20 protein-coding genes and 1 pseudogene are annotated in these 15,207 nt (G+C 60.3%); all 21 read left to right on the plus strand.

The genetic code is table 11. From position 1 onward, the window contains the following. The first annotated feature begins 96 nt into the window (after nucleotides 1–96). The gene (locus WA928_RS09660; protein WP_424302773.1) at nucleotides 97–918 is read left to right on the plus strand and encodes an ABC transporter ATP-binding protein; all 822 of its coding nucleotides are present in this window, start codon (nucleotides 97–99) and stop codon (nucleotides 916–918) included. Continuing rightward, nucleotides 915–1,700, plus strand: a complete 786-nt coding sequence (mlaE, locus tag WA928_RS09665) for a lipid asymmetry maintenance ABC transporter permease subunit MlaE (RefSeq protein WP_417275760.1) — start codon at nucleotides 915–917, stop codon at nucleotides 1,698–1,700. Before WA928_RS09660 ends, mlaE begins: the two co-directional genes overlap by 4 nt. Before the next feature lie 12 nt (nucleotides 1,701–1,712). Then, a complete protein-coding gene (gene mlaD, locus WA928_RS09670) occupies nucleotides 1,713–2,216 on the plus strand; it encodes an outer membrane lipid asymmetry maintenance protein MlaD (protein WP_424302776.1) in 504 nt (167 codons plus the stop codon). A gap of 99 nt (nucleotides 2,217–2,315) precedes the next feature. Further along, on the plus strand, nucleotides 2,316–3,158 hold the full coding sequence (locus WA928_RS09675; protein WP_424302779.1) for an MlaA family lipoprotein: 843 nt from the start codon (nucleotides 2,316–2,318) through the stop codon (nucleotides 3,156–3,158). Nucleotides 3,159–3,251: 93 nt separating this feature from the next. After that, nucleotides 3,252–3,902: an MlaC/ttg2D family ABC transporter substrate-binding protein gene (locus WA928_RS09680; RefSeq protein WP_424302782.1), complete on the plus strand. Its 651-nt coding sequence runs from the start codon at nucleotides 3,252–3,254 to the stop codon at nucleotides 3,900–3,902. Nucleotides 3,903–4,260: 358 nt separating this feature from the next. After that, on the plus strand, nucleotides 4,261–5,052 hold the full coding sequence (locus WA928_RS09685; RefSeq protein ID WP_424302785.1) for an ABC transporter ATP-binding protein: 792 nt from the start codon (nucleotides 4,261–4,263) through the stop codon (nucleotides 5,050–5,052). Next, a complete protein-coding gene (locus WA928_RS09690; protein ID WP_424302788.1) occupies nucleotides 5,049–5,840 on the plus strand; it encodes an ABC transporter permease in 792 nt (263 codons plus the stop codon). Before WA928_RS09685 ends, WA928_RS09690 begins: the two co-directional genes overlap by 4 nt. Before the next feature lie 4 nt (nucleotides 5,841–5,844). Next, on the plus strand, nucleotides 5,845–6,096 hold the full coding sequence (locus WA928_RS09695) for a BolA family protein (protein WP_417275754.1): 252 nt from the start codon (nucleotides 5,845–5,847) through the stop codon (nucleotides 6,094–6,096). Then, nucleotides 6,089–7,342 carry a UDP-N-acetylglucosamine 1-carboxyvinyltransferase gene (gene murA, locus WA928_RS09700; RefSeq protein WP_424302792.1) on the plus strand — a complete coding sequence of 418 codons (1,254 nt, stop codon included), beginning with the start codon at nucleotides 6,089–6,091 and terminating at the stop codon, nucleotides 7,340–7,342. The genes WA928_RS09695 and murA overlap by 8 nt, the downstream gene beginning before the upstream one ends. A 7-nt stretch (nucleotides 7,343–7,349) precedes the next feature. Further along, nucleotides 7,350–8,015 (plus strand): ATP phosphoribosyltransferase, encoded by a 666-nt coding sequence (hisG, locus tag WA928_RS09705; protein ID WP_350382650.1) that lies wholly within the window; start codon nucleotides 7,350–7,352, stop codon nucleotides 8,013–8,015. A 107-nt stretch (nucleotides 8,016–8,122) separates the two neighbouring features. Next, nucleotides 8,123–9,430, plus strand: coding sequence for a histidinol dehydrogenase (hisD, locus tag WA928_RS09710; RefSeq protein WP_424302796.1), 1,308 nt, complete (start codon nucleotides 8,123–8,125; stop codon nucleotides 9,428–9,430). A gap of 39 nt (nucleotides 9,431–9,469) precedes the next feature. Beyond that, nucleotides 9,470–10,057: an imidazoleglycerol-phosphate dehydratase HisB gene (hisB, locus tag WA928_RS09715; protein ID WP_350382647.1), complete on the plus strand. Its 588-nt coding sequence runs from the start codon at nucleotides 9,470–9,472 to the stop codon at nucleotides 10,055–10,057. A 57-nt stretch (nucleotides 10,058–10,114) separates the two neighbouring features. Further along, nucleotides 10,115–10,768, plus strand: coding sequence for an imidazole glycerol phosphate synthase subunit HisH (gene hisH, locus WA928_RS09720; protein WP_424302800.1), 654 nt, complete (start codon nucleotides 10,115–10,117; stop codon nucleotides 10,766–10,768). A 46-nt stretch (nucleotides 10,769–10,814) separates the two neighbouring features. After that, complete coding sequence (hisA, locus tag WA928_RS09725; protein ID WP_424302803.1) at nucleotides 10,815–11,585, plus strand: 1-(5-phosphoribosyl)-5-[(5-phosphoribosylamino)methylideneamino]imidazole-4-carboxamide isomerase; 771 nt, start codon at nucleotides 10,815–10,817, stop codon at nucleotides 11,583–11,585. Next, complete coding sequence (gene hisF, locus WA928_RS09730) at nucleotides 11,582–12,370, plus strand: imidazole glycerol phosphate synthase subunit HisF (protein ID WP_424302806.1); 789 nt, start codon at nucleotides 11,582–11,584, stop codon at nucleotides 12,368–12,370. Before hisA ends, hisF begins: the two co-directional genes overlap by 4 nt. Then, the gene (gene hisI / locus WA928_RS09735) at nucleotides 12,367–12,807 is read left to right on the plus strand and encodes a phosphoribosyl-AMP cyclohydrolase (RefSeq protein ID WP_424302809.1); all 441 of its coding nucleotides are present in this window, start codon (nucleotides 12,367–12,369) and stop codon (nucleotides 12,805–12,807) included. The genes hisF and hisI overlap by 4 nt, the downstream gene beginning before the upstream one ends. Nucleotides 12,808–12,810: 3 nt before the next feature. After that, entirely contained in the window at nucleotides 12,811–13,167 is a 357-nt protein-coding gene (locus tag WA928_RS09740) for a phosphoribosyl-ATP diphosphatase (RefSeq protein WP_350382638.1), read from the plus strand. A gap of 222 nt (nucleotides 13,168–13,389) precedes the next feature. Further along, nucleotides 13,390–13,758: a histidine triad nucleotide-binding protein gene (locus WA928_RS09745; RefSeq protein WP_417275747.1), complete on the plus strand. Its 369-nt coding sequence runs from the start codon at nucleotides 13,390–13,392 to the stop codon at nucleotides 13,756–13,758. Nucleotides 13,759–13,767: 9 nt separating this feature from the next. Beyond that, the gene (tatA, locus tag WA928_RS09750) at nucleotides 13,768–14,001 is read left to right on the plus strand and encodes a Sec-independent protein translocase subunit TatA (RefSeq protein ID WP_350382635.1); all 234 of its coding nucleotides are present in this window, start codon (nucleotides 13,768–13,770) and stop codon (nucleotides 13,999–14,001) included. Nucleotides 14,002–14,025: 24 nt separating this feature from the next. Further along, nucleotides 14,026–14,394, plus strand: a complete 369-nt coding sequence (tatB, locus tag WA928_RS09755; RefSeq protein ID WP_417275746.1) for a Sec-independent protein translocase protein TatB — start codon at nucleotides 14,026–14,028, stop codon at nucleotides 14,392–14,394. Beyond that, nucleotides 14,387–15,169: pseudogene (gene tatC / locus WA928_RS09760) on the plus strand (twin-arginine translocase subunit TatC); the annotation flags it as partial. The gene tatB and the pseudogene tatC, both read left to right, overlap by 8 nt. Between the last annotated feature and the right edge of the window lie 38 nt (nucleotides 15,170–15,207).

Consider the following 15,207-nt stretch of genomic DNA (forward strand, 5'->3'; position numbering starts at 1 on the left):
CATCGCCCCCTGAGCAGGTATCTGGCTGCAGGCAAACCCCGCAGCCAGATGGGCAGCAGGTACAATCTCCTGCATAGAACGGAGCCCGCTCACTTCATGTCTAACCTCCCCAAACCTCTTGTCACCTTTACCGGCGTATCGCTGGGCTATGGCGACTTCACCGTGCTGCGCGACATCGATCTCGAAGTCCTGCCGGGCCAGGTTGTGGCCATGATGGGCGGTTCAGGCTCAGGAAAAACCACCTTGTTGCGCGCCGTCACCGGGCAGTTGCCCGCCCAGGCGGGCAGCATCACCGTTTTCGGGCACGATATCGCCACCCTGCACGGCGAAGCCCTGCGCGAAACCCGCCAGCGCATGGGGGTGCTGTTTCAAGGCGGTGCCCTGTTCACAGACCTCGACGTCTTCGAAAACGTGGCGTTTCCGCTACGCGAACACACCTGTATATCAGAGCAGCAAATCCTCGAGCGCGTACTCGACAAGTTGCAGGCAGTTGGCCTGCGCCATGCAGCACACCTTCGTATCTCCGAAATCTCAGGCGGCATGGCGCGCCGCGTGGCACTGGCCCGTGCCATTGTCCTCGAGCCCGAGCTCATCCTCTACGATGAGCCCTTCGCCGGCCTCGACCCCATTTCACTGGGCATTACGGCGCAGCTTATCCGCAACATGACAGACCAACTGGGCTGCGCGTCCATCCTCATCACGCATGATGTGGCCGAGTCCTTTGCCATCGTCGATCAGGTATACCTCATCGGCCAGGGCAAGCTGATGGCCCACGGCAGCCCTGCCCAGCTGTCCGCTGCTCAGGACGAATACCTCCAGCAGTTCCTGCAGGGGCGCCCAGACGGCCCAATCGGCTTTCACTATCCGCTCACACCAGCCTTCGAACGCTGGTTCGCTGCCCGCAGAGGCGCCGCATGAAGCCATTTCAACGCATCGCCACACTGGGGCGCGCCTTCGTTAATCTGCTGATCAGCCTGGGCGGGTTTGCGCGCCTGTTCACAGCCATCCTTGCACGCAGCAGCATCCTGTGGCGCCGGCCGCGCCTTACCTCCCAGCAAGTTCATTTCATCGGCAACCACTCCTTGCTGATCATTGGTGTATCTGGCCTTTTTGTCGGCTTTGTACTGGGCCTGCAAGGCTATTACACACTCAACCGCTACGGATCCGAAGAAGCCTTGGGGCTGCTGGTTGCACTCTCGCTCACCCGAGAGCTCGGGCCAGTAGTCACCGCACTGCTGTTTGCAGGCCGGGCAGGTACCTCGCTGACTGCAGAAATCGGCCTGATGAAAGCCGGAGAACAAATCGCCGCCATGGAAGTCATGGCTGTCGACCCTATCCGCCGCGTCCTAGTGCCCCGATTCTGGGGTGGCGTCATCGCCATGCCGATTCTGGCCGCTTTCTTTTCGATGGTTGGTGTGCTGGGAGGCTGGTTTGTGGGTGTCGTCCTTATCGGCATCGACCCCGGCGCCTTTTGGTCACAAATGCAAGGCGGCGTCGATGTGGTCGACGATGTACTCAATGGGGTCATCAAAAGCCTGGTGTTTGGGGTGGTGGTGACGCTCATCGCCCTGCATCAGGGCTGGACATCCAAACCTACCCCCGAAGGCGTCTCGCGGGCCACCACCCGCACGGTAGTCAATGGCGCGCTGGCGGTACTGGGCCTCGATTTTCTGCTCACCGCACTGATGTTCGCGCACTAAGGAAACCTTTTCATGACACGAGAAAAAACTGATTTCTGGGTCGGCCTGTTTATTTTGTTGGGCCTGATCGCGTTGGTGTTTCTGGCCCTGCGTGCCGGCAACATGAGCTCATTTTCTTTTGCGCCCACCTACCGGGTGCAGGCTTACTTCGACAACGTCGGCAGCCTGAAAGTACGGGCGCCTGTAAAAAGCAGCGGGGTTGTGGTGGGCCGGGTAGCGTCCATCGGCTTTGACAACCAACGCTTCCAGGCCAGCGTCCAGCTTGATCTCGAACAGCAATACACGTTCCCCACCGACTCCTCCGTGTCCATCCTTACCTCGGGCCTGCTGGGCGAGCAATACATCGGCGTGACCCCAGGGGGCGAAGACAAAACCTTGGCTGATGGCGGCATCATCAAGTTCACACAGTCTGCTGTCGTCCTCGAGGATCTCATCAGCAAATTCCTGTACAACTCAGCCGAAAAAGAAGGCTCAGCCGCTGCACCAGGATCCGCATCAGGCAGCGTAGCGCACTGATCCGCCACACATCCGCAGCCACACCGCACAAATGGGTACGGAGGTTACAATGCGCATCATATTTTGTCTCAGGCCTCACGACCCGGCTCGCCGCTTACCATGAAACTCACTGCCACCTCTACCCGCGCCCGGCATGCCCGCTGGATACGACCCATACTCGCTGTCACCACAGCGGCCCTGGTGGCTGGCTGCGCACAGGTTCCCAACCCGTCACCCAACGATCCCTGGGAATCCTACAACCGCAGCATGTACAGCTTCAATGATGCGGTCGACCGCGCTGTCCTGAAGCCCATTGCCACTGGCTACGAAACCATCACTCCCCGGCCCGTGCGCACCTGTGTGCATAATGTGTTCAGCAACCTGGGTGACGTCTGGTCTGGCATCAACAGCCTGCTGCAGGGCCGTGGCCGCGATTTTGTCGACACTTTCGGCCGCATCTTGTTTAACTCTACCGTTGGCCTTGGCGGCTGTATCGATGTCGCCAGCATGCACGGCGCCCGCAAGATCCCCAACGACTTCGGCATGACACTGGGCGTGTGGGGTTTTGGCCAAGGGCCCTATTTTGTGCTGCCTTTCTTTGGCGCCAGCACCGTACGTGACGGCGTGGGCACCGCGGTAACATTAGCCGCGCCGGTTACTCCCACCGCAGCCGTATTCGCCATCGACAATATCCCGGTGCGCAACTCAATTCTCGGGCTATACATCGTCGACACCCGAGCCAACCTGCTTGAAGCCGGCCGCCTGGTCGATCAGATCGCCCTGGATAAATACAGTTTCATCCGCGATGCCTATTTGCAACGTCGTAAGGCTATGCTGGATAGCAGAGAGAACAGTCAGCACGCCAGCACCCAGGACACCCTGGACGGCGCCGGCCAGCCGGCTGCTCATCCCTCTGATAACCTGCCGGTCTACGACGACCCAGAAGCAGCCCCCAGCAACTAAGGGTCTGGTGCGGGATGGCCGCCCTTCCTCGGGCAGGCCATCCGTCAAACCAACCAGACAGCCAACACACCGGCGACCCCAGGAGCACGCACTATGCAGTCATTGTTTTTGAATAAATTTCGTCTTTTCTTTCAGTCTTGCCTGCTGGCCTGCACCCTGGCCTTGTGCATCACGCCAGCCGCCCAGGCCCAACACACGGTTGATCCAAAAGCCGCCCCCAATGTATTTCTGGGCGCCGTGGCCAACAACATGCTTGAGGCCGTCAAGGCCAACCCCAAGGCACTCGGTGGCGACGTCGGCGAGATCACCGCACTGGTGCGCCAGTATGCCCTGCCCTATGTCGACATGAACAAAACCACCCGCCTGGCAGCCGGCCGCCACTGGCGTCAGGCATCCGATGCTCAAAAAGAGGCGCTGGTCAAAGCCTTTACCGGCACCCTCATCCGCACCTACAGCGGCGCCTTTACGCGCGTTACCCCCGACACCACCATCGATGTTGCGCCGTTTCGAGGTGACCCCAACGCAGACGACGCAGTCGTACGCACCTCGGTTTCGCAACCCAACAGCAGCCCCATCGGCGTGGATTATCGCCTTGAACAAACCGACGCCGGCTGGAAAGTCTACGACCTCAACGTCGAAGGTATCTGGCTGATCCAAAACTATCGCAATCAGTTCTCCCAGGAAATCGGCCGCAACGGCATCGACGGGCTGATCAAGGCGCTTAACGCCAAAAGCGCGCAATAAATCCAGATAAATCGACCCCGGGCAAACCAAAGCGGTCACTCGACAATCGTTTTGGTACCCGATCAGCAATCGCCCCATCCGTAGTCAGCCAGCTGATCAGCCAACGAACGGCCGCCCTTCACCACCGCAGCATATCGCCCACACACCCAGCGGGGTGAGGCAGTGGCGGGCTGCACGTGCCCATTGGCAGGCGCCGGCGGCTTCCGAAGGGAAGCGGGGGGTGTCGGCCCGCGCTGTCCGAGGATCGCGCAGCGAGCCGATTTCGCGGGCCCACACATCACCCAGGCAACCAAGCCTTCTTGACCCCTCACACAGCCTATAATGGCGAATTGCGCCCTTCTCGGCCCAAGCATCCACCATGCCCGCACTAGATCTTCAAAATATCTCCAAAACCTACGCCCCGCCGCCGCGATCCTTGCGTGATCGCTTATCTGGGCGCCCTGCGTCACCTGGCTTTCAAGCGCTCACTGACGTCAACCTCAGTGTCGACCACGGTGAATTCTTTGGCCTGCTGGGCCCCAACGGCGCCGGTAAAACCACGTTAATTTCCATTCTGGCCGGCCTCGCCCACGCCACCCAGGGCACTGCAAGCGTCTGCGGCTACGACGTCGTCCAGGACTTCCGCAAGGCACGCCAATCCCTGGGCGTTGTCCCCCAGGAAATCGTCTACGATCCCTTTTTCACCATCCGTGAAACCCTACGCTTGCAATCCGGCTACTTTGGCCTGCGCAACAACGACAACTGGATCGACGAAATCCTCGACAACCTTGGTTTGTTGGACAAAGCCGACACCAATATGCGTGCCCTTTCAGGGGGAATGAAACGTCGCGTGCTGGTTGCCCAGGCGCTGGTTCACCGCCCTCCCGTCATCATTCTTGACGAGCCCACCGCCGGCGTCGACGTCGATCTCCGCCGCACCCTCTGGGACTTCATCACCCGCCTCAACCAGGCCGGCCACACCATTTTGCTGACTACCCACTACCTCGAAGAAGCCGAAGCGCTGTGCGGGCGCGTTGCCATGCTTAAAGCGGGCCACATTGTTGCCCTCGACACCACCCAGGCCCTCATGGCCCGCTTCGGTGGCACCGACCTCGAAGACGCCTTCGTGCACATCATGCACGACGACTCCCTGCTGGAGGCCGAGCTATGATCCGACCCGTTGCCCAGACACGTCCGGTAATGGGTTCCGGATTCCCGACGCTGCTGCACAAAGAGCTCATGCGCTTCTGGAAAGTCGGTACACAAACCATCGCCGCACCGGTTGTTACTGCGCTGCTTTACCTGCTGATTTTCTCTCACGTCCTTGAAGACCGCGTCCAGGTGTACGGCAGCCTGTCATACACCGCGTTCCTGATCCCCGGTCTGATGATGATGAGCATGCTGCAAAACAGCTTTGCCAATCCATCCTCATCCCTCATCCAAAGCCGCATCACAGGCAACCTTATCTTTGTGCTGTTGCCGCCATTCTCGTACCGCCAGATCTTCATGGCGTACCTGGTGGCAGCCGTGGTCCGCGGCCTGTGTGTCGGCGCCTGTATTTGGCTGGTGGCCCTGTTCTTCATCCCGTTACCTGTCAGTTCACCTGCCTGGCTGCTGGTTTTCGCCGTGCTGTCGTGCTGGATTCTGGGCACACTGGGCCTGGTTGCAGGCCTGTGGTCCGAGAAATTCGATCAGCTCGCCGCCTTTCAAAATTTCCTGATCGTCCCCGCCACCTTTTTGTCCGGGGTTTTCTACTCCATCCACAGCCTGCCGCCATTCTGGCAGGCCGTCTCCCGATGGAATCCCGTGTTCTACATGATCGACGGATTCCGCTACGGGTTTTTCAGTGTTTCCGACGTATCCCCGTGGCACGGGCTGGCGGTTGTTCTGGCCGTCGCCCTTGCCCTCAGCCTGTTTGCCCTGCGCCTGCTGGCCCGCGGCTACAAACTACGGAGCTAACCTCATGCAGCCGACCCCCGATATCGTCCGCCAATACATTGCCGAACACCTCGACTGCGAACATCTCGAAGTCTATGGTGATGGCGCCCACTTTGAAGCCCTGATCGTCAGCAAAGCCTTCGAAGGCCAAAATACCCTGGCGCGCCACCGCACCGTTTATCAGGCACTGGGCGATCGCATGCGTGCTGAAATCCACGCTCTCTCGATGCGCAACCTGACACCAGCCGAATACAACGACAGCAAAGCCAATGGATAAACTGCTGATCCAGGGCGGTCGGGCCCTGCAGGGCGAAGTCACCATTTCCGGGGCCAAAAATGCGGCGCTGCCTATTTTGTGCGCATCGCTGCTCACCGACGAGCCCCTTTTGCTGGGCAATGTTCCCGCCCTGCGTGACATCGGCACCACCCTGATGCTGCTCGAGCGCATGGGTGTCACCACCACACGCCCCGGGCCAGAGCAAGTGTCACTCGACGCCGCCCATATCCACAGCCAGGAAGCCCCCTACGAGCTCGTCAAGACGATGCGTGCCTCGATCCTGGTGCTGGGCCCCCTGCTGGCCCGTTTTGGCCAGGCACGCGTCAGTTTGCCTGGCGGTTGCGCCATCGGCCAGCGGCCCGTAGACCAGCACATCAAGGGTCTGGCGGCCATGGGCGCCAGTATCCACATCGATCACGGCTTTGTCGTTGCGCAAGCCTCACGCCTGAAAGGCGCCAACATCCTTACCGATATGGTTACCGTCACCGGCACAGAAAACCTGCTGATGGCAGCCACCCTGGCCGAAGGCAGAACCGTGCTTGAAAACGCCGCCTGCGAACCCGAAGTCGTGGATCTGGCTCGGGTACTGATCGCCATGGGCGCCCACATCGAAGGGCACGGCACCGACCGCATCATCATCGAGGGTGTTGATCGCCTGCACGGCGCACAACACCAGATCGTGCCCGACCGCATCGAAGCCGGCACTTTTCTGTGTGCCGTGGCTGCCACCGGGGGTGACATCACCTTGCGCGGCGTGGCGCCCGACACGCTCGGCGCAGTACTCGACAAACTGCGCGACACAGGCCTGGAAATCACTCTCGGAGACAACTGGATCCGTGCCCGCATGTCTGGCCGCCCCCGTGCCACAGGCTTTCGCACCAGCGAGTACCCTGGGTTTCCCACCGACATGCAAGCGCAGCTGATGGCCCTCAACACCTTGTCCGAAGGCACCGCAGTCATCACCGAAAACATCTTCGAAAACCGCTTCATGCACGTACAGGAGCTTTGCCGTATGGGCGCGGACATCGAAATCGATGGCCACACCGCCATTGTGCAGGGACAAGCCAAACTGCTGGGTGCAACCGTCATGGCAACAGACCTCCGCGCATCAGCCAGTCTGGTCATCGCAGGGCTGGCTGCACAAGGTGAAACCACCGTCGAGCGCATCTATCACCTGGATCGCGGCTACGAACACATGGAGCACAAGCTTCAGGCGCTGGGCGCCAACATTCAACGTATTCAATAGGCATCCCATGGCACTTGCACCCCTTACGCTGGCTTTATCCAAAGGCCGCATCTTCGAAGAAACCTTGCCGCTGCTGGCCGCTGCCGGCGTGGGCGTGCCCGAAAACCCCGAAACCTCCCGCAAACTGATCCTGCCCACCGACTCCGCCAACCTGCGCATCATCATCGTGCGCGCTTCGGATGTCCCCACCTATGTTCAGTACGGCGCGGCCGACTTCGGCATTGCAGGCAAGGATGTGCTGTACGAGCACATGGCCCAGCACCCGGGCGGCCTGTACCAGCCCACCGATCTCAACATTGCCCGCTGCCGGCTGTGTGTAGCTGCGCCTGAGGGCTTCGACTACCAGGCAGCCGTACGTCAGGGCTCACGTCTGCGCATCGCCACCAAATATGTGCGCGCCGCACGCGAACACTTCGCCACCAAAGGTGTGCACGTCGACATCATCAAACTGTATGGCTCAATGGAGCTCGCGCCGCTGGTGGGCCTGGCCGACGCGATCGTCGACCTTGTCTCCTCAGGCGGCACACTGCGCGCCAACCATCTGGTCGAAGTCGAAGAAATCCGCCAGATTTCCTCGCGATTGATCGTCAATCAGGCGGCTCTCAAAATGCAGGGAGCACGGCTGCAGCCCTTCCTGGATGCATTTGCCCAGGCCTCTACACAGATGGCGTAAGCCGGCACACAGCAACCCGGCATCGACTTTGCCGTGCCAAACCAAGGCCTTGCGCCCCAGCCCGCAGCAAATTCGGTAAGATAAGCCTTTACACCCCTGTTGCTGTCATGTCTCTCATCAACCGTCTGGACACCCGTGCTACCGATTTCGACACGGCGCTTACCACTTTGCTGGCATACGATGCCTCGCAGGATGACTCCATCGAAACCACGGTGCGCGATATCCTGAAAGACGTGCAAAGTCGTGGCGACGCGGCGGTGCTTGATTACACCCGGCGCTTCGACCACGTCAACGCCAATACGCTGGCAGAGCTCGAAATCCCCCGCACACAATGGCTGGCAGCCCTGAACAACTTGCCCACCGACCAACGCGAGGCCCTTGAGGCCGCCGCGCAGCGGGTACGCGATTACCACAACCACCAACGCGCCGAAACCTGGACATACACCGAACCCGACGGCACGATGCTGGGCCAGCAGATCACCCCATTGGATCGCGTCGGGCTTTACGTGCCCGGAGGCAAGGCCGCCTATCCGTCCTCGGTGCTGATGAACGCCATCCCCGCCAAGGTGGCAGGCGTACCCGAACTCATCATGGTCACCCCCACCCCCGGCGGCACGCGCAACCCCATTGTTCTGGCTGCGGCCGCCGTGGCGGGTGTCGATCGTGTTTTCGCCATGGGCGGCGCGCAAGCCGTCGCCGCACTGGCTTATGGCACTGCCTCGCTGGCGCCCGTGGATAAAATCGTTGGGCCAGGCAACGCCTATGTGGCAGCCGCCAAGCGCCGTGTCTTCGGCGTCGTGGGCATCGACATGATCGCCGGCCCCTCCGAGATCCTGATCCTGGCCGACGGCAGCACCCCGGCCGAGTGGCTCGCCATCGACCTCTTCTCCCAGGCAGAGCACGACGAACTCGCGCAGGCCATCTTGCTATGCCCCGACGCCGATTATCTGGATGCCGTCGAAGCTGCCATCGAGCGCCTGCTGCCCACCCAGCCTCGTGCCGACATCCTGCGCACCAGCCTGGCCAATCGTGGCGCCCTGATTCATACAGCCAGCCTTCAAGAGGCCTGCACGCTGGTCAACCGGATCGCGCCCGAGCACCTCGAAATCTCCACCGCAGACCCGCAGGCCCTGCTGCCGCAGATCCGTCATGCCGGGGCAATTTTCCTGGGTGCCTACAGCTCAGAATCTTTGGGCGATTACTGCGCCGGGCCCAATCATGTATTGCCCACGGCCCGCACCGCCCGCTTTTCTTCGCCGCTGGGCGTGTATGATTTCCAGAAGCGCAGCAGCCTTATTCAGGTATCCGCACAAGGGGCGCAAACCCTGGGCCGCATCGCAGCCACCCTGGCAACGGGCGAGGGTTTGCACGCCCACGCAGCCAGCGCCACTTTGCGCCTCAACCCTCCGGCATAAGGCTGCCGGGCCCACCCCAGCACAGGACATCATTTCTCCATGCGCACCGCCACCATCGAACGCAATACTCAGGAAACCCGCATCCGGGTGTCCATCAATCTGGACGGCACTGGGTCTCGCACCCTCAATACCGGTGTGCCTTTTCTAGACCACATGCTCGACCAGATCGCCCGCCACGGGCTGTTCGATCTCGATATCCACTGCGACGGCGACACCCAGATTGATGACCATCACAGTGTTGAAGACGTTGGCATTACCCTGGGGCAGGCCTTTGCAGCCGCTGTTGGCAACAAGGCGGGGCTGCGCCGCTATGGGCACGCCTACGTACCCCTGGACGAAGCGCTCTCCCGGGTGGTCATCGACCTCTCCGGGCGCCCGGGCCTGTCTTATCACGTGCAATATGTGCGTGCCCGCATCGGCAGCTTCGATGTCGATCTCGCACGCGAGTTCTTCCAGGGGTTTGTCAATCACGCCCAGGCTACCGTGCACATCGACAACCTGCGCGGTGAAAACGCCCACCATCAGTGTGAAACCATCTTCAAGGCCTTTGGCCGGGCACTGCGCATCGCCACCGAGGTCGACCCTCGTGCCGGCAATGCCATCCCGTCCACAAAAGGGGCTCTGTAAGCCCGATATTTCATCTTTTGTCGTGTTCCCCAGGCACTTCCTCAGGATTTCTCCATCGTGACTCGCATCGCCATTATCGACTACGGCATGGGTAATTTTCATTCGGTTGCCCGCGCACTTCAGGCAGCCGCGCCCGAAGACGACGTCTTTATCGCCCGGCAACCCAGCGATATCCAGTCGGCCGACCGCATCGTGTTTCCCGGCCAGGGCGCTATGCCCGACTGCATGCATACTCTCGAGACCTCGGGCCTGCGCGACGCTGTCGTCCAGGCAGCCCGCGAAAAGCCGCTGCTGGGCGTATGTGTGGGCGAGCAAATGCTGTTTGAGCACAGCGACGAAGGCAACACGCCGGGCCTGGGCCTGTTTGCGGGCAACGTCCGCCGCTTCGAGGGCCCAGCATTTGATCACCCCTCGGATGCCAGCGACGCACATGGCCGGCTCAAGGTGCCCCACATGGGATGGAACCCGGTTCACCAGACCCGGGCCCACCCCTTGTGGCAGGGCATCGAGCAAGACACGCCGTTTTACTTTGTACACAGCTATTACGCCCAGCCACAAAATAACTCGCTGACTGCGGCCACCAGTCTGTATGGCCATGCCTTTTGCTGTGCCATTGCAGCCAACAATATTTTTGCCGTACAGTTTCACCCAGAAAAGAGCGCAGCACCCGGTTTACAGCTCTACCGCAATTTCACAGGCTGGCAGCCTTAAAATACGCGATACCCGCATCCAATTTTTCTGCACTGACACGACAACCATGCTCCTGATCCCTGCCATCGATCTCAAAGACGGACGCTGTGTGCGCCTGCGCCAAGGTGACCTGGCTGATGCCACCGTTTTCTCTGAAGACCCTGCCGCCATGGCAGTCCAGTGGGCCGAACTCGGTGCCCGCCGTCTGCACCTGGTCGACCTCAACGGCGCAGTGGCGGGCAAACCGCGTAACCGCGAGGCCATCGAAGCCATCATCGATGCGGTCGATGAGGACATCCCCATCCAGATCGGCGGCGGTATCCGCGATCTGGACACGGTCGAATACTATCTCGACCACGGGATTTCCTACGTGATCATCGGTACGGCAGCCGTTAAAGATCCAGGTTTTCTTAGCGACGCCTGCTCGGCTTTTCCGGGGCACATCATTGTGGGCCTGGACGCCCGCGACGGCAAAGTAGCCACCGATGGCTGGTCAAAGCTCACGCGCCACGACGTGGTTGATCTTGCCCAGAAATTCGAAGACTACGGCTGCGAATCCATCATTTACACCGACATCGGCCGCGACGGCATGCTCAGCGGCGTCAACATCGAAGCCACCGTACGTCTGGCGCAACACGTCCGGGTACCGGTCATCGCCTCTGGCGGGGTCGCTTCTCTCGACGATATCCGTGCACTGTGCGACGTGACCAGTCAAGGTGTGGATGGGGCCATCCTGGGCCGCAGCCTCTACGAAGGCACCCTTGATTTCGCTGCCGCCCAAACGCTGGCCGATACGCTCTGCAACCCCGAAGACGACGCCACCGGGCCTGCGGCATGACGGCCTCATCGGGCCTATGCTGCCGCATCATCCCCTGCCTCGATGTCAATGCCGGACGGGTAGTCAAGGGGGTCAACTTCGTCAATCTCACCGATGCCGGAGACCCCGTCGAAATCGCCCGCCGCTACGACGAGCAGGGCGCCGACGAACTCACCTTCCTGGATATCACCGCAACCTCCGATAACCGCGGCCTTATTTTGCCCATCATCGAAGCCGTTGCCCGTCAGGTATTCATCCCCCTCACCGTCGGCGGTGGCGTACGGCAGGTAGTCGACATCCAAAGGCTGCTGGATGCCGGTGCCGACAAGGTCTCCATCAATAGCGCAGCCGTCAGCCGGCCGGCCCTGGTTGCCGAGGCCTCCCGTCACCATGGTTCACAGTGCATCGTGGTGGCCATGGATGCCCGCCGGGTTTCGGCGGCCGATGAGCCCGCCCGCTGGGAAATCTTCACCCATGGCGGGCGCCAAGGCACCGGGATCGACGCCGTGCAATGGGCCAAACAAATGGCCGATTCCGGCGCCGGAGAGCTCTTGCTTACCAGCATGGATCGCGACGGTACAAAATCAGGCTTTGATCTCGAACTCACCCGCGCCGTCTCCGACGCAGTGCCGATTCCCGTCATTGCCTCGGGCGGGGTGGGCAATCTGCAGCATCTCGCCGATGGCGTATTGCAAGGCCACGCCAGCGCCGTGTTGGCCGCCAGCATCTTCCACTTTGGTCAGCACACGCTGGCTGAAGCCAAGGATTACCTCGCTCAGCAGGGTATCCAGGTACGCCGCCCATGAACACCACTCAAACAAGTCCTCCTGCCCAGCCTGCCGCCTGGCTGGCACAAGTACGGTTTGACAACAACGGCCTGATTCCGGCCATTGCCCAGGATGCCGAAAGTGGCCAGGTGCTGATGGTGGCCTGGATGAACGCCGAAGCCCTCCAGGAAACCGTGCGCACCCAACAGGCTGTTTACTTTTCTCGCTCGCGGCAAAAGCTCTGGCATAAAGGCGAAGAATCCGGCCATATTCAGCAGGTCCACGATATCCGGCTGGATTGCGACGGCGATGTACTGCTCTTGAAGGTTACCCAGATAGGTGGCATTGCCTGCCACACCGGGCGTGCGCGGTGCTTTTTCCGCAGTCTTGACACTCGCACAGGCGAGCCCCAGTGGGTCACGCAGGATCCCGTGCTCAAAGACCCCTCCACCATCTATAAAACCCCGCACGGCTGAGCCATGAATTCTTCAGATTCCTCTTCATCCACCGCCAACCTGCTCTCCCGGCTTGCCGATACCCTGCACTCACGCCGGCCAGACCAAGGAGGCAACCCCGACACCTCGTATACGGCCAAGCTGCTGGCACGAGGCCCGGACGCATTCCTCAAAAAGATTGGTGAAGAAGCCACCGAGCTTGTCATGGCAGCCAAAGACGGCGCGCCCGATCGAATCGTGGCCGAAACCGCCGACCTCTGGTTTCACTGCCTGGTGGTACTGACGCATTTCAACCTGCGCCCCGAAGACGTGCTGGCAGAACTCGCCCGGCGCGAGGGTCTGTCCGGTCTCGAAGAAAAAGCCTCCCGGCCACACCAGTAAGCACCGTCCGCTCCTCGCCTCATCAGGGCCTGGCCAACCCCGGTGCATCTGGCCAGGGGCCGATCCTGCCAGGCGGCCATTTCAGGCATAATCTCCAGCCATCCCCTAGTAGATACCCTCGACCATAGCCATTCATCGGTATCGATCAGCACAATGCCAGGAAAATTGTGGCAACATACGAGACTGAGAGGTCGATGTCCGACCCCATCCGCGTACAGCCCCATGAGTCACGATTGCCTGTTCTGTAAAATTGCCCGCCACGAGATCCCGGCTCGTGTGGTCTACGAAGACGACCAATTCCTTGCCTTCCACGATATCAATCCGGCAGCACCGGTTCATCTGCTGCTGATTCCCAAACACCACATCGCATCGCTGGCCGAGGTCGGCAGCGACGATAGCGGTTGGCTGGCCCGCATGGTGCAATTGGTACCGCAGCTGGCTGCCGAAAACGGTTGCAATCCACTACCGGAGGGTGGCTTCCGCCTGGTTGCCAACACCGGTATCGAGGGTGGTCAGGAAGTCGACCACCTGCACTTTCATATCATGGGCGGCGCACGCCCTTGGTCAAAACGAGCGGCCCCCGCGGCCTAAGGAGTCCTCATGGGAAGTTTCAGCATCTGGCACTGGTTGATCGTTCTGGTCATTGTTGCCCTCATTTTTGGTACCAAAAAGCTCCGTAATATGGGCGAAGATCTCGGTGGCGCTGTCAAAGGCTTTAAAAAGGGTATGAAAGAAGCCCAATCCGAAGACACCCCCGAAAAACCCGCCGTTACCCAGCAAGTTCAGGACGCCAATACCGTCGACGTTCAGGCCCGCGAGAAAACCGACGCCTGATCCTGAGTTCTAACCGGAAACAACATGTTTGATGTCAGTTTCAGCGAACTGATGCTTATCGGCGTAATTGCGCTGATTGTCATCGGTCCGGAACGTCTGCCCAAGGTTGCCCGCACGCTCGGGCATCTGCTTGGCCGCGCACAGCGCTACGTCAATGAGGTCAAATCCGACATCCAGAAAGAAATGGATCTCAAAGAGATCGGCGACATCAAAAACCAGATGGAAGACGCGGCCCGATCCGTGAAATCTTCGATGACAGCCTCGGTGGACGACATCAAATCCGCAGTTTCAGTAGACGACATCAAATCCGCAGTCAAAGAGCCTGCCGCGGCGCTAGAAGACTCCCTTGATGAGGCGCGCAAGGCGCTGGACGTAAAGAAAAAAGATGACTGACGCCAACGACGCGTCCTCGCAGGACACCTTTATCTCGCACCTGATGGAGTTGCGCAACCGCCTGTTGCGTGCCGTGATGGTTGTACTGGCTATTTTTGTGGTGCTGTTTCTTTATCCCGGCCCCTCAGTCCTTTACGACTTTCTCGCCCAACCCATGTTGGCATCCCTGCCACAAGGCACCCGAATGATCGCCACGGGCGTGATCACACCGTTTATGGTACCCATCAAAGTGGCCCTGCTGGCCGCCTTTGTGCTGGCGCTACCATACGTGCTGTACCAGGCGTGGGCCTTTGTGGCGCCGGGCCTATACCGGCACGAGCAACGCCTGGCGCTGCCACTGATCATTTCCAGCACCTTTCTATTTTTGCTGGGTATGGCGTTTTGCTATTTTGTCGTGTTTCACACGGTCTTCAGCTTTATCGCACACTTTGCACCACAATCGATCACCCCAGCACCTGACATTGAGGCCTACGTCAATTTTGTACTGACGATGTTCATGGCCTTTGGGGTCACCTTCGAGGTGCCGGTGGCAGTGGTGTTGCTGGTTAAAACCGGTATGGTTACCGTCAAAAAGCTGCGCGAGATCCGCGGCTACGTGGTGGTGGGCGCCTTTGTGCTGGCCGCTGTGGTCACGCCGCCGGACATCCTTAGCCAGCTGCTGCTGGCCACCCCACTGTGCCTGCTCTACGAGATCGGTATCCTGGCCGGTGCGGCCATCGAGAGAAGCAAGACAGCCTCAGACCCCGCCGACGACGCCGATGCAGTCACCCGGCACGCCGACACACCCGAGCCCTCTGTCGACGAAAACTCATC

It is taken from the genome of Castellaniella sp. (assembly GCF_049651205.1).
In the GTDB taxonomy this organism is placed as follows: domain Bacteria; phylum Pseudomonadota; class Gammaproteobacteria; order Burkholderiales; family Burkholderiaceae_B; genus Castellaniella.